Annotated in this window: 18 protein-coding genes; 11 read left to right on the forward strand and 7 right to left on the reverse strand. The window is 29.8% G+C overall.

All coding sequences use genetic code 11. From position 1 onward, the window contains the following. Positions 1–2: 2 nt before the first annotated feature. Together yihA and ACJDU8_RS02895 are read left to right on the forward strand one after the other, a co-directional pair. Positions 3–596 carry a ribosome biogenesis GTP-binding protein YihA/YsxC gene (yihA, locus tag ACJDU8_RS02890; protein WP_406790649.1) on the forward strand — a complete coding sequence of 198 codons (594 nt, stop codon included), beginning with the start codon at positions 3–5 and terminating at the stop codon, positions 594–596. A gap of 66 nt (positions 597–662) precedes the next feature. Continuing rightward, a complete protein-coding gene (locus tag ACJDU8_RS02895; protein ID WP_406790650.1) occupies positions 663–1,355 on the forward strand; it encodes a CPBP family intramembrane glutamic endopeptidase in 693 nt (230 codons plus the stop codon). A 110-nt stretch (positions 1,356–1,465) separates the two neighbouring features. Here ACJDU8_RS02895 and ACJDU8_RS02900 read toward each other — a convergent pair whose 3' ends face one another. Beyond that, positions 1,466–1,849, reverse strand: coding sequence for a hypothetical protein (locus ACJDU8_RS02900; RefSeq protein ID WP_406790651.1), 384 nt, complete (start codon positions 1,847–1,849; stop codon positions 1,466–1,468). A 286-nt stretch (positions 1,850–2,135) separates the two neighbouring features. Here ACJDU8_RS02900 and ACJDU8_RS02905 point away from each other — a divergent pair, with 286 nt between their 5' ends. Further along, positions 2,136–3,098, forward strand: a complete 963-nt coding sequence (locus ACJDU8_RS02905) for a helix-turn-helix transcriptional regulator (protein WP_406790652.1) — start codon at positions 2,136–2,138, stop codon at positions 3,096–3,098. 286 nt (positions 3,099–3,384) lie between these two features. Here the strand turns inward: ACJDU8_RS02905 and ACJDU8_RS02910 are convergent, their stop codons facing one another. Next, the gene (locus ACJDU8_RS02910; RefSeq protein WP_406790653.1) at positions 3,385–4,317 is read right to left on the reverse strand and encodes an FG-GAP repeat domain-containing protein; all 933 of its coding nucleotides are present in this window, start codon (positions 4,315–4,317) and stop codon (positions 3,385–3,387) included. A 125-nt stretch (positions 4,318–4,442) separates the two neighbouring features. On the opposite strand from ACJDU8_RS02910, the gene ACJDU8_RS02915 reads away from it, so the two are divergent. Beyond that, positions 4,443–5,669, forward strand: a complete 1,227-nt coding sequence (locus ACJDU8_RS02915; RefSeq protein WP_406790654.1) for an ABC transporter substrate-binding protein — start codon at positions 4,443–4,445, stop codon at positions 5,667–5,669. Positions 5,670–5,728: 59 nt separating this feature from the next. Here ACJDU8_RS02915 and perR read toward each other — a convergent pair whose 3' ends face one another. Next, positions 5,729–6,157 (reverse strand): transcriptional regulator PerR, encoded by a 429-nt coding sequence (perR, locus tag ACJDU8_RS02920; protein ID WP_406790655.1) that lies wholly within the window; start codon positions 6,155–6,157, stop codon positions 5,729–5,731. A 201-nt stretch (positions 6,158–6,358) separates the two neighbouring features. Between perR and cobS the strand changes: the two genes are divergently transcribed. The 3 genes from cobS (at position 6,359) to ACJDU8_RS02935 (ending at position 8,563) form a co-directional block, all read left to right on the forward strand. Beyond that, positions 6,359–7,117 (forward strand): adenosylcobinamide-GDP ribazoletransferase, encoded by a 759-nt coding sequence (cobS, locus tag ACJDU8_RS02925; protein ID WP_406790656.1) that lies wholly within the window; start codon positions 6,359–6,361, stop codon positions 7,115–7,117. Positions 7,118–7,169: 52 nt separating this feature from the next. Next, complete coding sequence (locus ACJDU8_RS02930) at positions 7,170–8,222, forward strand: FAD:protein FMN transferase (RefSeq protein WP_406790657.1); 1,053 nt, start codon at positions 7,170–7,172, stop codon at positions 8,220–8,222. Between the two features lie 143 nt (positions 8,223–8,365). Next, complete coding sequence (locus tag ACJDU8_RS02935) at positions 8,366–8,563, forward strand: DUF1858 domain-containing protein (RefSeq protein WP_406790658.1); 198 nt, start codon at positions 8,366–8,368, stop codon at positions 8,561–8,563. Between the two features lie 28 nt (positions 8,564–8,591). On the opposite strand, the gene ACJDU8_RS02940 is transcribed toward ACJDU8_RS02935, so the two are convergent. After that, positions 8,592–9,506, reverse strand: a complete 915-nt coding sequence (locus tag ACJDU8_RS02940; protein WP_406790659.1) for a cation diffusion facilitator family transporter — start codon at positions 9,504–9,506, stop codon at positions 8,592–8,594. Between the two features lie 297 nt (positions 9,507–9,803). On the opposite strand from ACJDU8_RS02940, the gene nifJ reads away from it, so the two are divergent. Further along, on the forward strand, positions 9,804–13,322 hold the full coding sequence (gene nifJ / locus ACJDU8_RS02945) for a pyruvate:ferredoxin (flavodoxin) oxidoreductase (protein WP_406790660.1): 3,519 nt from the start codon (positions 9,804–9,806) through the stop codon (positions 13,320–13,322). Between the two features lie 37 nt (positions 13,323–13,359). On the opposite strand, the gene ACJDU8_RS02950 is transcribed toward nifJ, so the two are convergent. Further along, on the reverse strand, positions 13,360–13,527 hold the full coding sequence (locus ACJDU8_RS02950) for a CDIF630_02480 family spore surface protein (protein ID WP_406790661.1): 168 nt from the start codon (positions 13,525–13,527) through the stop codon (positions 13,360–13,362). Positions 13,528–13,636: 109 nt separating this feature from the next. Continuing rightward, positions 13,637–14,281: an undecaprenyl diphosphate synthase family protein gene (locus ACJDU8_RS02955; protein ID WP_406790662.1), complete on the reverse strand. Its 645-nt coding sequence runs from the start codon at positions 14,279–14,281 to the stop codon at positions 13,637–13,639. 296 nt (positions 14,282–14,577) lie between these two features. Between ACJDU8_RS02955 and greA the strand changes: the two genes are divergently transcribed. The 3 genes from greA (at position 14,578) to ACJDU8_RS02970 (ending at position 17,590) form a co-directional block, all read left to right on the forward strand. After that, on the forward strand, positions 14,578–15,042 hold the full coding sequence (greA, locus tag ACJDU8_RS02960) for a transcription elongation factor GreA (RefSeq protein WP_406790663.1): 465 nt from the start codon (positions 14,578–14,580) through the stop codon (positions 15,040–15,042). A 345-nt stretch (positions 15,043–15,387) separates the two neighbouring features. After that, on the forward strand, positions 15,388–15,897 hold the full coding sequence (locus ACJDU8_RS02965) for a DUF4912 domain-containing protein (RefSeq protein ID WP_406790762.1): 510 nt from the start codon (positions 15,388–15,390) through the stop codon (positions 15,895–15,897). Between the two features lie 97 nt (positions 15,898–15,994). Continuing rightward, positions 15,995–17,590 (forward strand): glycoside hydrolase family 57 protein, encoded by a 1,596-nt coding sequence (locus ACJDU8_RS02970; protein ID WP_406790664.1) that lies wholly within the window; start codon positions 15,995–15,997, stop codon positions 17,588–17,590. Between the two features lie 127 nt (positions 17,591–17,717). On the opposite strand, the gene ACJDU8_RS02975 is transcribed toward ACJDU8_RS02970, so the two are convergent. Beyond that, positions 17,718–19,292, reverse strand: coding sequence for a DEAD/DEAH box helicase (locus ACJDU8_RS02975; RefSeq protein ID WP_406790665.1), 1,575 nt, complete (start codon positions 19,290–19,292; stop codon positions 17,718–17,720). Positions 19,293–19,438: the final 146 nt, after the last annotated feature.

Raw genomic sequence — 19,438 nt, forward strand, 5'->3', positions numbered from 1 at the left:
TTATGGAAATAAAGCAAGCGGAATTCATAACTTCTGCGGTGTATCCAGATCAGTATCCTAAGGATGATAAAGTGGAGATAGCCTTTGTAGGAAGATCTAATGTGGGAAAGTCTTCCCTTATAAATGTTCTTACCAATAGAAAAAAGCTGGTTAAAGTAAGCGGTACCCCAGGTAAAACCAGATTAATTAACTTTTTTCTGATAAATGAGCAATTTTATTTTGTAGATTTACCCGGATATGGCTATGCCAAAGTTTCTAAAACAGAAAAGCAAAATTGGGGTAAGGTAATAGAAGATTATCTTAAAGGCAGAGAACAATTAAAAAGGGTAATACTTCTTTTAGATTGCAGGCATAAACCAACAAATGATGACATAACTATGTATAAGTGGTTGAAATACTATAATTACCAGACCATTATTATTGCCACTAAAGCTGATAAAATATCCAAAAACCAATTATATAAAAATTTGAAAATTATAAAAGATACTTTAAAGCCAGATGTTGAAGATAAAATTTTAATTTTTTCTTCTCTTAATAAACAAGGGAAAGAAGAATTTCTGGAAGTGTTAGAGGATATAATGAATTTGTATTGTTGAAAAATTTAAGTATAGGTGATAAAGGTATTATTAAATACCTAAAATAATAGCAAGGGGAAGTTAACCATGTTGGGATTAGAGATTATAAAAAACATCCTTGTATTTATGATTGTATATATACCGCCTTTTTTAGTATTTGCAAAGTTTTGGAGGGAAAGAAAAAGAAGTGACATACTTCTTGTATTGATTGGAACATTATATATAGTCAGTTCTGTATTCATAGAAAACTTTATTCCCTTTGTCTTTGTACTTATAAATATAAGATATATAAAATATACAAGTGAGTTTAGTATAAAAAATTTTAAATTCATTAAAGCTTTAAATTTAACAGTTATATTTTATATAGTAAATATAGGTATATCTACAATTCAGGCCATAATACTTACTAATTTTAAGGTTGAACTAAAGCATCAGGAAATAGTTACTAATATGGTAAATATGCCATTAGAAAAATTTTTGATAATGATACCTGTAGTTATAATATTTGCACCTATACTTGAGGAATTTGTATTTAGGTGGCTTTTATTTGAAAAAATATTTTCAAAGGCAATGGGAGTATATTTAGCTGCATTTTTAAGTAGTATAATATTTGCAATGATTCATTTTAGTTTAAATGCATTTGCTGTAATACTGTGGGTGGGTTTATACAATTGCTATTTAATGAATAAGAAGGGATACTGGTACGCAGTATTTAACCATTTTGTATTTAATTCTATAACTGTAGTGGCACTTTTAATAGGAAAGATAAAACTTATGTAATTATTAGTATTGTGAAAAATAAAAGGATACTATCAAAATTAGTTTAATATATTTTGATAGTATTTTTTATGTGATTTTAAATATAATTCTATTATATAATGTATCTAAAATTACTCAGAGTCTTTAAAGTTAGAATTCATAAAATCATTTAATATTTTAGCTGCATCCGGAGATTGCTGAAGATCTTTCACTGTTTTCATTATCTGTTCTTTTGTGGTGTTTCCACTCTCTATTTTAGATAATCTACTTTCTAATGCAGCAAGTTGAGATTTTATAGTAGATTCGTCAAATCCAGATGTATTGTTTTTATTAGATATACTGCTTAAATCTATATTATTTAGAAGGGAACTTAATTTATCACCGGATAAATTGTTGGAACCCCCGCCGCCGTTTAAAGCGGATAATATGGACATAAGCTGGGATATATCTACATTTTTTAAAATATCACCTAAATTAAAGCCTGTATTGTAATTTTTGCGATGGTGTCTTGACATTAAATTCACCCCTTATTTTAAGTAGAACTTTAATAAAGTTACTTAAAAATTTTATTTGGAGATATCTTAGTGCAAATAAAATTTATTAAGCAGATAATATAGATTTAATTATATACTATATACTATTCTTAATTAAAAAATTTGATACACAAAGTAAAGAGTATATTTCAAGTTTTAAATGTTAGATAATAGGACAAATTTAATTTTATCTAAAAATACACTAAAAAAAATATAAAAAATGACGATATAATTAAATGTTATGATATTCATACTGGAGGTAAAATACATGTCTAAAATTTCCAACTTATTAGAAATGATAATAATATTACAATATAAAGAGTTAACTACAGCGTCAGAATTATCTGAAATATTAAAAGTAGATAAAAAAACCATATATAGATATATAAATAGCTTAAATGAAGCCGATATCCCTGTTTGTACTAAGAAGGGAAGGTATGGAGGATTCTACATAGATAAAAGTTTTTATATGAAACCTGCAAATTTAAGTGAAGAGGAGCTTAAGGCTCTCCTTATGGTTGCAAAAGTATTTACTGAAAAAGTAGGTTTTATATATGAAAGGGATTTGAAAAGTGCAGTTCACAAAATAAAGAGTTTATATGTAAATAAAAATACAAATCTAAACAGAGTAGATACTACAGGGAATTTTTCAATAGATTCAATAGGTAATATAGAAAATTTAGAAGATAAAATATATAAGATTAGTTCTTCCATGACTAAAGGAAGAAGTTTAAATATAAATTACTTTTCTATAAATAAGAATAATTTAACTATGAGAAAAGTAGATCCTTATGATTTGATATTTAAAGAAGGAGAATGGCATGTAATAGGATATTGCCATATGAAAGATGATGTGGAAAACTTTAAACTAAATAGGATAAAAAGTTTAAAGGTTAGTAATGACATTTATATGAGGCCCCGTACTTTTTCTTTAAAGGACTATTTAAATAATCATTGGGGATTATTTGGTGGAAACAAAATAAAAGTTGTAATAAAATTCAATAAAGAAATAGTTAATTTTATTCAACATACCAAATGGCATATAAACCAAAATATAAATGAATTGCAAAGTGGAAGTATATTGTTTACTTTGTATGTAGATGATATTAAGGACGTAAAACAATGGATAATGGGTTTTGGGAAAAATGCAGAAATAATTGAACCTGAAGAGTTGAGACAAAGTGTAAAGTTAGAAGTAGAAGAATTATATAAAAAATATTATAATTTTTAATTTATGTGAATAGTTTATGCTTATTTGGATATTATAATAAATGTAATTGGAGATATAATTCTCCTTTACATCAGATAATAAATATTATTTGATGTAATAACCCCCCATCCCCCTTGGGACCGCATTGAACGGTCCCTTTATTTTTATTCAAAGCTGACTTGTTAATAGCTACAGCTTCTTCAAAATAGGATAAGTACTGATTGTGTCCCCGGATATATTCTCCTAAGGCTCAGGATAGCATGTCTTATAAGCAAACTCTACCTGAAATCTAAGAATTATGTGCTTTTTACTTGTACATAGAAGCAATTTTGAAATAATAATTTTCTTTACTGTTTTTATCCGGTGTGAGAACTAGGTTTAATGTATAATTTTTTATTATACTATTATCGGCATTGGATATACCCCTAAAATTTAATGTCCAGCATACCTCGGATATATCTCCATTTTTATTGCACTTATTTTCTTTAAATAAGGCATCCTGAAATACATAAGAATTATTTTCTCCCGATAGATTTCCTATTAAAGACATATCTTCTTTAGATATATTAGATGAAAATATACTACCTGGTTTATAGGATTCACTTTGAGGAAGACCTTCTATTAGCTTTATAAATGTATATATGGTATCCTTGCCTATAAAAGTTTTATCAGTGTCATAACTATAATTTGTAAACTTATAATTTAAAAAAATATAGTTTGAAAATGTTATAGTATCTCCTTGAATTTTACCGGATATAACCTTTGGGGTTTTATTGTTTACACAATCTATGAATCCTAGTATGTTGTTAGAACTAGAAAGTATATTGTCAAAGTTACTGTCGTGAAATATAAAAACACGCTGTAATGGTTTATTATTTTTGGAACCTTGTATGAATATTTCAGGAACTTTGTTTCTTGATATATCCATAAGAGTCACCCTTAAAGGCCAATAGGGAGAATAAGTTTCAATTAAGGGAGAATTTTTATCTGTTTTAAGACTAAAAGTTTTGTTATCAATTGTTGCCTCCATTAAGTAGTTATCATCAACACGGGTAACAGATAATATATCCTCCTTTCCATCACCATTAAAATCTGCTTTTATATTTTTATTATTAGAAATAGTATTAAATGTAGAAGAAGTTTTAGATGTTATAAAAATTATGGATAATACTACAATTAGCAATATTAATAGTAAAAGATATATATGTGCTTTTTTTAGAAATATTACTCTGAATTTCATAAATTTCACCTCCATTTAATTATATGAATTTATTATATATTTAATTATTATGTGTAAAATAAATTTGTAGAGTATTAACATTAAATTTGATCTGTAACTTATTAAAAAGTGAGATGAGAGAACTTATGTTTTATAAAAATAAAAATATAATGATTTTATTAGTTATAGTATTTATATTTAATTTGTGCGCCTGTGGCAAAAAAGAGGAAGTTTTAAAAAATGAGCAGATAAATATATATATAGGTGTAAAGGATAAAGAATCCTTAAGCATAATAAAATTCTTAACAGACGAATATAAAAAGGCAAATCCCAAGGTCCAACTTAATATAAATAATGCCATAGGAGGGAAAGTAGAAGAGGATATAGCAGAAAACAGTGATGTAGATGTTGTATTTACTTCTAGAAATGATATGTTGAAATTAGTTAGAAAAAGCCTTTTAAGTGATATGTCAAGTTTATATGAAAAAAATAATTTAAGTGACAGGTATTATACTGTGGTAAAAGCTTATGGTAGGTTTAATGACAGATATTATGGAATTCCTGTGATTCCTTATACAGTGGAAATACTTTGTAATAAAGAGGCTTTTAATAGACTAAATTTAAAAGTACCATCCACCATAAGTGAAGTTGAATCTACTTTAAAAGCGTTCAATTCTTTGTCAGAGAGAGTGCCTGTAGTGTTAAATGAAGGGATGGATATAAATAATACTATATTTTCCATTATATTAAATAATGTGATACCTATGAGAAAACTTGAAAGTATATATGATAGCAGCTCCTCGGAATATAAGAAATTAAGCCAGGTTCAAAAAGGGTTTGATACGCTGGAGAACTTGGTTAAAAGTGGATACATCAACAAAGATACTTTTGAAATAGGTAATGAAAGTACTATAGAAAAATTTAACAGGAATGGCATTCCCATGATTATAGCTTCTTCCTATTATGTAAATCGATTTGATAATCCAAGTATAGAGTGCCTGCAGTCTTATAGTTTAGATGGTAAACATGAATTAAAAGTTCCTATTATGTCAGATACTATAATAAGTATTCCTATGAATAATAAAAATGGAGATAAGATTGATGATTTTATAGAATTTATATTTAGTGATAATACCCAGAAAAAATTATCTAAAAAGGGTTTTGTTACAGGAAATAAAAATGCTAATACTTTTAAGGAAGGAATTAAAAAAACTGTAATAGCACATTTGCAAAATGGAACAGAAGATAGTATTGCCTTTATATATAATATACCAGAAAATCTTGTAAACAACATATCTTCTAAAATAGAAAATATACTTTCTGGAAAGTATACTGACAATGAGTGGAATGAAGTAGTGGATGAATCTTATTAGAAATGTAAAAAAGGCAGTTACTTACGTTTGTTAAGAACAGTAACTGCCCTAGTAATCATTTAATGTTGTTCAGAGTTTTTTTCACAACAATCTTTGCATATTCCATAAAAATAAACTTGGTTACTTAGTACTTCATAATCAACACAGTTTTTAATTTGGTCATTTAAGTTTGCAAAGCAAACTCCTTCTACATCATTTACCTTTCCACAACTTAAACACTGAATGTGAGAGTGGGGGCAAACATTTCCATCATATCTAAAGTTTCCTTCACCTACATTAATTTCTTGAATTAGATTTACTTCAACTAAGGTTTTTAATGCTTTGTATACAGTTGCCAGGCTCATAGTAGGGTAATTGGCCTGAAGAGCCTTATATATAGTTTCAGCTGATGGATGTTCTTTAGTAGATTGTAAATATTTATATACTGCAATTCTTTGTGGAGTAAGCTTCAGTTTTTTTTCTCTAAATATAGAAGTTAAATTATCCATATGCACCACCTTCTTTTCATTATCAATTATAACTATATAATAAAAATTATTATTTGTCAAAAGTAATTTTCAAGTAATTGTTATCATAAATGTAAATTTATGTATATGAGTATTATATATATAAATTTGTATATAACATTTTGATATAATATAATAATATTATCATATAACTTTTTATAAATCATAGGAAGGTTAAGGGTTATGAAAAAATTTTTAAATGATTTCCTTTTAATGGTTCAACTGTTAACTAGAATTCCAGTTAATAAAAATTTAATTTGTAAAAAAGAAAATTTTAAAAGAGCATCTATTTTCATGCCGTTTATAGGGGCTATTATAGGGTTAATACAGTGGGTAACATATAAACTATGTATAATTATACTTCCTGTAAATGTTTCTGTGAGTATTACAATTTTCATAGGAATAATATTTACGGGTGCATTACATATAGATGGATTAGGTGATATGTGTGATGGCTTTTTTGCTTTTAAAGACAGCTGTGGAATAATAGAAATAATGAAGGATAGTAGAATAGGGACTTATGCTTGTTTATCTATAATAATGGATATACTTTTGAAATACAGCCTTTTTTGCTTTATAGTACCTAAATTTTCTTTTATAATAATAGCAGCACCTGTTGTAGCTAGATTTTCAATAGTTTTTATAGCTTTTATAGGTAAACCGGCTAAAAGTACAGGTTCTGGAAACTTGTTTATAGGAAACATAGGTAAATATGAGCTCTTTTTGACTGCGTTTATAACTATGGTTATTTTGCTTTTTTTATTAAATATGAATTTTGTATATGTGATTATACTGGTAGTTAGTGCGCTGTTTATGTCTTTTTTAATTAATTTGTTTTGCAATAAAAAGATAGGGGGACTTACTGGCGATTTATTTGGAGCAAATAATGAAATAATAGAAATACTTACTATGATTATTGTATGTGTTATAATTACAAAGTAGACTAAGGCATCTTAAAAGTAAGTCTTTGTTAAAAGGAGGCAGATTGAATAAAATGACCTATATAAAAAAAATACATATTATTTTAATTGCTGTTTTGGTAATTTGTGTAATTCCTCTGTATTCATGTATAAATAGTTACACTTCTACAGAACCTATTTCAAAAACAGAGTATATGTTAGGTACTATATGTACTATAACTGTGTATGATAAAAAGACAAATACAGTTATAGATAAGGCTTTTAATAGAATTAAGGAAATTGAGAATAAGATGAGTGTGAATAAATTGGGAACGGAATTAGATGCAGTAGCAGATTCAGCAGGAAAAAACTTTGTTAAAGTATCAGATGATACTTTTTATGTTTTACAAAAAGGAAAGTATTATTCACAGAAATCATCAGGTTCTTTTGATATAACTATTGGACCTTTGGTAAAACTCTGGGGAATAGGTACAGACCATGCTAAACTTCCATCTCAGCAGGAGATTGATGAAAAAAAATCATTAGTTAACTATAAAGATCTTATATTAGATGAACAGAATAAGAAAGTAATGCTGGCTAAACCTGGCATGTCTTTGGACTTAGGGGGAATAGCTAAAGGATATTCTGCAGACGAAGCTGCAAGAATATTAAAAGAAAATGGAGTTAAACATGCTATTGTAAACTTAGGTGGAAATGTAGTGGTTATAAATAATAATGTTAATGGCAGGCCTTGGAAAATAGGAATACAAAATCCCTTTGAAACAACAGGGGAGGTAATGGGAACTGTAGAAGTTACTAATAAGACTATAGTAACTTCAGGAATATATGAAAGATATTTTGAAAAAAATGGTAAAAAATATCATCACATATTAAATCCATTTACAGGGTACCCTATGGATAATAACTTGGCTAGTGTTACTTTAGTGACAAATGTTTCTATAGATGCAGATGCTATGACTAAAAATATATTTTATCTAGGTGTGGATAAGGGAATAAAATATGTAAAAACAATACAGGGTTTGGATGCCATATTTATAACTAAAAACAAGGAAGTATATATTACAGAAGGATTAAAAGATAACTTTAATATTAGTAATTCTAGTTTTAAGTTAATGAATGTTAAGTAAGGCATCTTCAAATAATCTTTTTTATTATAAAAATTATTTTAATCTTGATATGATATGAATTTAGTATTAAAATATATATTAATTATAATTAATAGATGACATATAATACTTAGTAAAAAATTATTGAAGAGAGGTTAAAGATTATGGCTAAAATTAGTAAAGATATGACTATAGGTGAAATAATAAAGATAAGTCCTGCACATGCCCAGACACTTATGAATTTTGGAATGGGTTGCATAGGATGCCCTTCAGCACAATCTGAGACATTAAAGGAAGCTTCCTTAGTACATGGAATAGACCTTGATAGATTAATTAGTGCATTAAATGATGAGAAAAAGTAAATAGAAAATTCAAAACAGATAGGATAAGTTAATTCCTATCTGTTTTACATTCAGCTCTCTTACAAAATTGGCAGTTTTCGCAATTATTATTACAAGATTCTAAATGAATCATTGATTCCGTATTTTTTAGAGAATGCTCTATTTCTGTTTCTATTTTATCACAAATATCATGAGCATCTTTTACAGACATATCTTGGGGAAATACTAAATGTAAATCTATATATCGCTTATTTCCGGACTTTCTAGTTCTTAATTTGTGAAAATTGCAGTATCCTAAATTGTATTTAGATAAGGTTTTGGTTATGGTGTCAATTTCTGTATCACATAATTTTACATCTAACAAAGGATTGAAGGCAGTTTTTAAGAGAACAAAAGCTTCCTTCAAAATAAATACAGCTACAAGTATAGCTATTAAGGGATCTAAAAAATAAAAATTTGTAAGCCATATAAAAAACAATCCCAGACCAACCCCTAAAGAAGTATATACATCAGTTTTAAGGTGAAGAGCATCTGCTTCTAATGCTATTGAGTCTACTTTTTTTGATGTTTCATATAGTTTCCTAGATACCAAATAATTTATACCTGCAGACAAAAACATAATTAGAAAACCAACATTTGATGAAAACATTTCTTGTTTGTTTAATATTTTTCCCACAGATTCTATTATTATCCATAAAGAGGCCACCAAAATTAGCATTGCCTCTATTACGCCAGATACATTCTCGAATTTACCATGACCGTAGGGATGCTCTCTATCCGCCGGTTTAGATGATATTTTCACAGAGAAAAATGCTATTATAGATGCTGCTAAATCCATAGTAGAGTGTATAGCCTCAGATATAATACTAACTGAGCCAGTGATTAATCCTACTATTAATTTTATGATTATTAGGCTGGTGTTAGAGAATATAGAAAGTCTTGCTGCCTTTACCTTTTCTTCCAATCAAAACATCTCCCTTTAAATTCAGAAATTATCAAATGATAAATGGTAATATCTATTATAATAGAGGAAAAAACTTTGTAAGTCAATAGAAAAATCACTCGATATATTTTATCAATTGATAATAAAAATTAGTTTAAATATCATTAGGGCCTGTAAATTAAATTACGTATTTATTATATGTGAAAGAGGCAATTTTGATTAAGTTATTTGAAAATAAAATGTTTTTATATGCATGAGAATTTGTATATTTCAAATAATAGATAAAAGAATATATACTTAGAGGAGGGTAATAAATTTATGCTTAAAATTATGAAGACTATGGATGGAAATGAAGCAGCAGCATATGCTTCTTACGCATTTACAGATGTGGCTGCCATATATCCAATTACACCATCTACGCCTATGGCCGAAGGTGTAGATGAATGGTCAGCCCATGGAAAACAGAACATTTTTGGTCAGACAGTTAAAGTAGCTGAAATGCAGTCCGAGGCAGGAGCTGCAGGGGCAGTACACGGTTCCTTAGCAGCAGGTGCATTAACTACTACATATACGGCTTCTCAGGGACTTTTACTTATGATTCCCAATATGTATAAAATAGCAGGAGAACAATTGCCTGCAGTGTTTCATGTAAGTGCTCGGGCAGTTGCGGCTCATGCACTTTCAATCTTTGGAGATCATCAGGATGTTATGGCCTGCAGGCAGACCGGGTTTGCCCTTTTAGCTTCGTCTAGTGTTCAAGAGGCAATGGATTTAGCCTTTGTAGCCCATTTAAGTGCCATAAAGTGCAAAGTGCCATTTTTACACTTTTTTGATGGATTTAGAACTTCGCATGAATATCAAAAAATAGAAGTTATAGATTATGAAGCTGTTAAACCTCTGGTGGATTATGATGCCATACAGGAATTCAGAAATAGGGCTTTAAACCCAGAGCATCCTACAGTTAGAGGAACTGCCCAAAATCCAGATATATACTTTCAAAGCAGAGAAGTCTCAAATAAATTCTATGACAAAGTGCCTGAAATGGTAGAGATGTATATGAATGAGATAAATAAAATAACTGGAAAAAGTTATAAACCTTTTGAATATTATGGACATAAAGATGCTGAATATGTAATTGTAGCTATGGGCTCTGTATGTGATACCATAGATGAAACTGTGGACTATTTAATAAAGAAGGGAAAAAAGGTAGGATGTATAAAAGTACATCTTTACAGACCTTTTTCAGAAAAGCACTTTTTACAGGTATTGCCGTCTACTGTTAAAGCCATATCAGTTTTAGATAGGACCAAAGAACCAGGATCTATTGGTGAACCTTTATATTTGGATGTATGTAAAATATTCTATGAAATGGATAATAAACCTTTAATATTTGGAGGAAGGTATGGACTTGGCTCTAAAGACACCACTCCTTCTCAAATATTGGCTGTATTCCAGAATATGATAAATAGTAAGCCAAAGAAAAGATTCACTATTGGTATAATAGATGATGTAACTAATACTTCTCTTGAAGAGCAGGGAATTGTAGAAACTACTCCTGAGGGAACTATAAGCTGTAAATTTTGGGGCTTAGGCTCTGATGGCACTGTAGGTGCAAATAAATCGGCTATAAAAATAATAGGGGATAATACCAATCTTTATGTTCAGGCCTATTTTTCCTATGATAGTAAAAAATCTGGAGGAACTACTATATCTCATTTAAGATTTGGTAAAAAAATAATTAAGTCTCCTTATCTTGTACACAGTGCGGATTATGTGGCTTGCCATAACAAATCTTTTATATATAATTATAATATATTAAAAGGATTAAAAAAGAATGGAACTTTCGTGCTTAACTGTCCTTGGGAACAAAGAGAATTGGAAGAACGACTTCCAGCTTATATAAAGAAATATATATCTGAAAATAATATAAAATTTTATATTATAGATGCAGTTAAAATTGCAGGAGAAATTGGCCTTGGTGGAAGAATTAATATGGTAATGCAGGCAGTATTTTTTAAATTAGCTAACGTAATACCTATAGACCAGGCCATTAAATACTTAAAAGAGTCAATAGAAAAGACATATGGAAGAAAAGGTGAGAATATAGTAGAAATGAATAAAATGGCAGTGGATAGATCCATAGAAGCTATTATAAAGGTGGATGTACCTGCAGGTTGGCCAAATGCAAAGGCTGACTGTAATGAAGTTAATGATGATCCGGATTTTATTAAAAACATTCAGAAGCCTATGGCCAGAAATGAAGGAGATGATTTACCAGTAAGCGCATTTTTAGATAGAGCAGACGGAGCATATCCACTTGGAACAACGGCCTATGAAAAGAGAGGCATAGCTGTAATGGCGCCGGAATGGCAAATTGATAAGTGTATTCAGTGTAATCAATGTGCACTTATTTGTCCTCATGCTACTATAAGGGCTTTCCTTTTAGATGAGGAAGAAGTGAAAAATTCACCGCAGGGATTTAAAAGCAAAAAAGCTGTAGGTAGTGGACTGGATAAATTGAACTTTAAGATACAGATAAGCCCCATGGACTGCACCGGTTGTGGAAATTGTGCAGATATATGTCCTGCGCCAGGGAAGGCACTTATTATGAAACCTCTGGAGAAACAGATTGATGTTGAATCAGAGAACTGGAATTACGCAGTAAAAATAACTCCAAAAGAAGATCTGGCAAGCAGAAACACATTGAAGGGTAGTCAATTTGTAAAACCACTTTTAGAATTTAATGGAGCTTGTCCGGGTTGTGGAGAAACTCCTTATATAAAATTACTTACCCAGCTGTTTGGTGAAAGAATGATGATTGCCAATGCCACAGGGTGTTCCTCCATATGGGGGGCAAGTGCTCCATCTATAGCATATACTAAGAATTTAAATGGAAAAGGACCGTCCTGGGGAAATTCATTATTTGAAGATAATGCAGAATATGGCTATGGCATGTCTTTGGCAGTAAAACAAATGCGAGAAAGACTTAAATTTCTTATAACTTCATATTTGGAAAATTGTAAACATGATAATATAATAGAAGCTTTTAGCGAGTGGCTCAATACTATGGAAGATGGTAACCAGTCCCAAATTGCTTCGGCTAAAGTTATAAAAGCCATCGAAAGTTATGATTACTCAAAGGATCCTATATTAAAAGAAATAATTGATAAAAAAGATTATCTGGCTAAAAAGTCCCATTGGATAATAGGTGGAGATGGCTGGGCTTATGATATTGGATTTGGAGGTGTAGATCAGGTATTAGCTTCAGGGGAAGATGTGAATCTATTTGTAATGGATACAGAAGTTTATTCAAATACAGGAGGACAGTCTTCTAAGGCTACCCAGACTGGCGCTGTAGCGAAGTTTGCAGCCTCAGGTAAAGTAATGAAAAAGAAAGATTTAGGGCTTATGGCAATGAGTTATGGCTATGTATATGTAGCACAGATTTCCATGGGGGCAAATATGAATCATACTATAAAGACAATAATAGAAGCTGAAAATTATAAAGGACCTTCCTTAATAATAGCTTATTCTCCATGTATAAATCATGGTATAAAAACTGGAATGGGAACTAGTATGGCTGAAGAAAAAAAGGCAGTGGAATGTGGATACTGGCATTTATATAGGTTTAATCCTATATTAAAGTTAGAAGGTAAAAATCCTTTTATTTTAGATTCTAAGGAAGCAAAATCTTCTTTTAGGGAATATATAGATGGAGAAGTGAGATTTTCTTCACTAAAAAATATTTTTCCGGAAAAGGCTGAAGGATTGTTTGATTTGGCTGAAAGAAATTCTAAAGATAGGTATGAAATATATAAAAAATTGTCACAAATATAAGAATAAGTTAAAGGCTGTTTTGAAAACAGCCTTTAACTTATTTTTCATTACTGTCTACCCATTCTTTAGCATTTTTAACTTCCGTTTCATTTGGTATAGTTACTTTTGAAATTGGCTTGGTTTTAGTTATATTTGCCCAGGCAGCTGTTTGGTGATTTTCTAGAATATCTTTGTTAACTTTTTCTTTGTTTTGATTTTTTAACATTATTTATATCACCTCTATGTATAGTATTTTCGGAAAGATGTTAATTATAAGTGAAAAAATTTTCTAAAAATAGTGTAATTAAAAGGTTGTAAAGAAGAAAAAGTGATTTTTAGCCCCCTAAAGTCACGTCTTGATGGCTATACCATTTAAGGGCCTGCATTAAATGTTCAGGTTTAAAATCCGGCCAATAATCATTTATTATATAAAAATCTGAGTATACTGATTGAACAGGAAGAAATCCGCTGAGTCTTCTTCGTCCTCCCCATCGTATAATTAAATCTACTCTTGTTATGTCTTTGGAATTTAAACTAGACATGATAGAAGATCTATTTGTGGTCTCAAGCTTTTTTGCCTTACCTAAATCCCATTCCCAGCCGTAATTTACTAAAAAATTAATTTTTATTCCTCCTTTACCAAAATCTTTTCTAACCGTATAGGGAAGAAGAGCTTTTGGGAACATAGGAGAGTCTGCGTTTCCTACTACTAAAAGAGAAGCATTTTCCATAGATAACATCTTCACAGCTTCTATGCAAGCTTTAGTGAATGCTTTAGTTTGAAGAGCAGGTCTTTTGGTGTTATCTGTAGTGAATCCATAAAAGGTTAATTCTTTTATGCCTAACTTTTTACATGATTTAAATAACTCAATACCAGGTTTTAGACCAAAACTATAACCTTCTTCTTTTCCCATACCATTTTTTAGTGCCCATCTTCTATTTCCATCTGGAATTATTCCTATGTGAGCTGGCATCACCATTTTTAAATCCTCCTTTTTGTTTGAGGTATCTTAAAAAAGATATCTAAGTAGTAACTTAAATTATTGCCAATAATTTGAGTTATTATTCTAAAAATCATATAATTAAAATTTTGTCAGGTCCATTTTGGCTGTAGTTAGTAAAATTGACGTGGTATCTTTCACTTGTTATTTATTTTCAGATACTTTATAATAAAATAGTAAAGTAAATGGATGTATAGAAATTTTTAAGTTTGTAGAAATTTGATGATTTCTGGAATAGAAGCTTATAAAATTTAGAATAGTAGGTGAGTTTTTTTATGCAAGATGTAATTTTGACAGAAGCTGGTAAGAAAAAATTAGAAGATGAATTAGAATATCTGAAGATGGTTAAAAGAGTAGAAATTAAGGCTGCTTTAAAAGCTGCCCGTGCACAAGGGGATCTTAGTGAAAATGCTGATTACAGTGCAGCTAAAGAGGATCAATCTATGACTGAGACTAGGATACAAGAACTTGAAAATCAACTTAAAAATGCTGTGATAATAGAGAGTTCATCGGAAAAAGATGTGTTTGATATAAATAGGACTGCTTTAGTAAAGTTTTATGATGTGGATGAAGTTGAAGAGGTCACCCTGGTAAGTTCTGTAGAATCAGATGTTAAAAATATGAAGATAAGCATAGAATCTCCTTTAGGAAAGGCTCTTTTTAGATTAAAGATAGGAGATAGGGCAACAGTAATATCACCTGATGGAAACTATGATGTACAGATAAAAGAATTGTTATAATATCATATTTCATGTCTGGAAGATATGTTTACTACATAGGCAGAGGAGTTTATATGAAACTCCTTTTTTGTAATTTAAAAATAAATTTACAACAAATTAAAGATTTAGTAAATGAAACAGTGGATTGATATTTGTGAAGATGAATAATTTTCTTATAAATCACATATCTTAAACTTGTAACTATAGATGAGATAACCCATTAGGCATAGGAGTGTGTATGCTTATTTCTAATCTACACTTATAGGGACTTTTTTGCTTAATTTATGATTTAAAGTAATATATTTGCAATTTATAAGTGACATATATGGAGTTTGCAGGTATAATATAGTTATTATAATGAAAGAGGTGAATTTATTGAAGAGTAATGAAAAGACTTCTTTGGTGCTCATGGTTCAAAATTCCCATAGAATATTTTGTTATTATAACATATCACCTATGACAGTGAAAGAGTTTGAAGACAGACATGGAGAAAAATCTTGGAAAAATTCAAAGCCGGTTATAAAAGTCTATTCTGTAGAAAATGGTATAGCTAAAAATATAAAAACAATTTTTATAGATCCCTTTGCAGATAGCTGGTATATAGATGTGGAAAAAGACGATATGGATTTATTCGTAAAATTAGGCAGGGTTATACCAGACAATACCTTTGTTGCGTTTGCAGTTTCAAATACAGTGACAACTCCGAGGGATAATGGGTCTTCAGACACTTCTCTTTGTTTTGTAGATGTTTCTAAAGATTTTATATCTAATGTAGAGGCGGAACTTCCTAAATTTGAAGAAAGTAAAGTAAGTTGTAATGAACCTAAACCATATCCTTTTATAATCAGTAAAAAAAAAGTGAATATCCCCAATTAATATTTAAAGACAATTATTATTACGATGAATTTATAGACAAATACATGGAAAAGTTAGAGGAAAAATATATTTTAACTTCTTCTAGAGGAGGTGTAAAATGACTAAAGGATATATTTCTATTATACTTCACAGTCATATGCCTTTTATAAGACATCCCAATTTGAAGGATCCATTAGAGGAAAGGTGGCTGCTTGAAGGTATAAGTGAGTGCTATATACCTCTTATAGATATATATGACAAACTTATAGAAGATAATGTGGATTTTAAGATAGCTATGTCTATAACCCCTACTTTAATGACTATGTTAGAGGATGATTATTTAAATAATAAATATTTACGATATTTAAAAAAATCTATAGAGCTTTCTGAAAAAGAAATAAAAAGAACAAAACATAGTAAGGAACTTAATATGCTTTCTGAGTTCTATAATGAAAGATTTTGCAGAATATTAGAAGTATATAAAAATTATGACTACAATATAATGAATGCCTTTAGAAAATTTGACAAATTAGGATGTTTGGAAATATTAACCTGTTCAGCTACTCATGGGCTTTTACCGCTGCTTGCTATAAATCCAGAAACAATTAAAGCACAAATAGCAGTAGGTGTCCAGTGTTATTTGGAACATATGGGACATATGCCTGATGGAATGTGGCTTCCTGAATGTGCCTATACTTATTCTTTGGACTATATACTTAAAGAATTCGGAATTAAATATTTTGTAGCAGAGAATAGAGCAATTATCAATGCTTCTCCAAAACCTAGATATGGGGTTTATGCACCTATTGCACTTCCTAATGGAATTTCTGTGTTTGGAAGGGATATGGAGTCGTCTTATCAGGTATGGAGTGACTTTATGGGTTATCCAGGAGATTTCAACTATAGGGAATTTTATAGAGACATAGGATATGAACTTCCTTTAGAATATATAAGTCCTTATATAAATGAGAATAGAATTAGAATTGATACTGGAATAAAATACTATAGGATAACTGGTGATACAGACAGAAAAGAATACTATAATAGAAAAAAAGCCATGGAAAAGATAAAAAGTCATGGAGAGCATTTTTCAAGATGTAGAGTGGAACAAATTGATGCAATCAGTGAACACATGGAGCAGCCACCTATAATAGTATGTCCTTATGATACAGAACTGTTTGGACATTGGTGGTTTGAGGGTCCTGATTTTATAAATGAATTTATAAGAAGGTCTTCCCAGGATAACTGCAATTATAAGTTAATTTCTCCTATGGATTATTTAAAAAAATACCCTGTAGTTCAGTGTTCAAGCCCATGTCCTTCAAGCTGGGGGGAAAATGGAGACTTTTCTGTATGGATAAATCCCTCAAATCAATGGATATATAGAGAGATACATAAATGTGCAGAGTATATGATAAGACTTTCTAATACCTATGTAAACCCTACAGATTTACAAAGAAGGGCTTTGAATCAAGCAGCCAGGGAACTGATGCTGGCAGAATCTTCAGATTGGCCTTTTATCATAAAAAATAATACTACTGTAGAGTATGCTGTTAAAAGAATAAATACCCACGTGGATAGATTTAATAAACTCTATGATGGTATAACTAAAAATGCTATTGATTTGAAAAATTTATCAGACTTGGAATCCCTAGACAACATATTTCCTAATATTGATTATAAAATTTATCAAAAATTTAAATTTAATGTATAAGTACTACAAAAAGCCCTAAAACCTTTGGAATATAGTTTGGTGTATAGGGCTTAATTATTTTACTGTCAAGATAATTTGAAAAATTTAATTTATCACTAAAAAGCGGACGATATTTATGGATAAATCATTAATTTTTCTTACTTTTAGCTAGCTCTACAGAAACTCTTCTACTTTGAAGTTTTTTTCCGTTGGACTTCTTTAATATGATAGCTGCAACTCTTTCGGGAACATTTATAAAGGTAAATTTATTTAATATATCTATATCACCTATTTCATATGCTTCTACTGAAGAAGTTTCGCTTATAAATTTTACTAATTTTCTCGGAGTTATATTATCCATTCTACCTATAGAGAAAAATAATCTTACATTACTGTCTTCTATACCTATGGAATTTTCCTTATAATCAAAACTTAGTTCTTTATCAAAAATTATTTTCATAAGTGCAGCAGCTACGTCTACCAGGTTATATTCTTCATCTAATTCTGTAGCTACTGGAATAAAGTTTTTATAATCATTTTCCAATATAACTTTTTTTATTTTTTCTTCTATATTCTTATATTTAGCCTCAAATATTTCATCTATAGTAGGAATATCTTTTCTTTTTATCTTGCTTTTGGTAAATTTCTCTATTTGTTTTAATAATATATATTCCCTGGGTGTCACTAGGGAATAGGCAATACCCTCTCTATTGGCTCTTCCAGTTCTTCCTATCCTATGAACGTAGGATTCTATATCTTGTGGGAGATCATAATTTATAACATGGGAAACATTTTCTACGTCTATACCTCTTGCGGCCACGTCTGTAGCTATTAGAAAATCAAGAGAATTTTCCTTAAATTTTCTAAGGGTATTTAGTCTTTGGTTCTGTCCCATATCTCCGTGCATGCCTTCCACATTATATCCTCTGGCCTGCATGCTTTCTACTAGCTCATCTACCCCACGTTTAGTCTTACAAAATATTATGGCACTGGAAGGCTCATCTACATCTAAAATTCTGCATAAAGATTCAAATCTATCTTTATGTTTTATTTCATAATAATATTGTTTTGTCTTTTCAACAGTTAGTGTGTTTTTAGCTATTGTTATATATTTTGTGTTTGTTTTCATATATTTGGAAGCTAATCTTTTAATTTGATCTGGCATGGTAGCAGAAAAAAGCAGCGTTTGTCTGTCTGAGTTGGAAGCTTTTATTATTTCTTCTATGTCCTCTATAAAACCCATATCTAGCATTTCATCTGCTTCATCTAGTATCAAAAATTCTATACCACTTAAATCCAGAGTATTTCTGTGGATATGATCTAGTATTCTTCCAGGAGTACCTACTACTATGTTTATGCCTCTCTTTAAAGATTTAATCTGTCTTTCTATAGGTTGACCACCATATATAGGAAGTAATAGTATTTTCATAAATTTTGCAATTCTAGATAGTTCATCATTAACCTGAATGGCTAGTTCTCTTGTTGGAGTAATTATGAGGGCTGAAATATGTTTATTTCTAGGAGTTATTTTACTTAACATTGGTGCTCCAAAGGCTAAAGTTTTTCCAGTACCTGTTTGTGCCTGACCGATAACGTCATTTCCTTCTAATATTATAGGAATAGATTCTGCTTGAATTTGTGATGGCTCTTCAAATCCCATGTTGTCTATTGCTTCAAAAACCTTGGGATGTAAATTTAAATCGTTAAAACTAATATTTTTCATTAAAATTCCTCTTTCTTTTTTATATTGCAAAGCAAAGTTTATCATATCATAGTATATACATATTATCAAATTTTAATTTGATTTTTAAACACTTTTTATTTGTAAAAATATAATTTATAATAGAATGTACTACAACTTTATATTTT

Source organism: Candidatus Clostridium eludens (assembly GCF_045310515.1).
GTDB classification, from domain to species: domain Bacteria; phylum Bacillota; class Clostridia; order Clostridiales; family Clostridiaceae; genus Clostridium_B; species Clostridium_B eludens.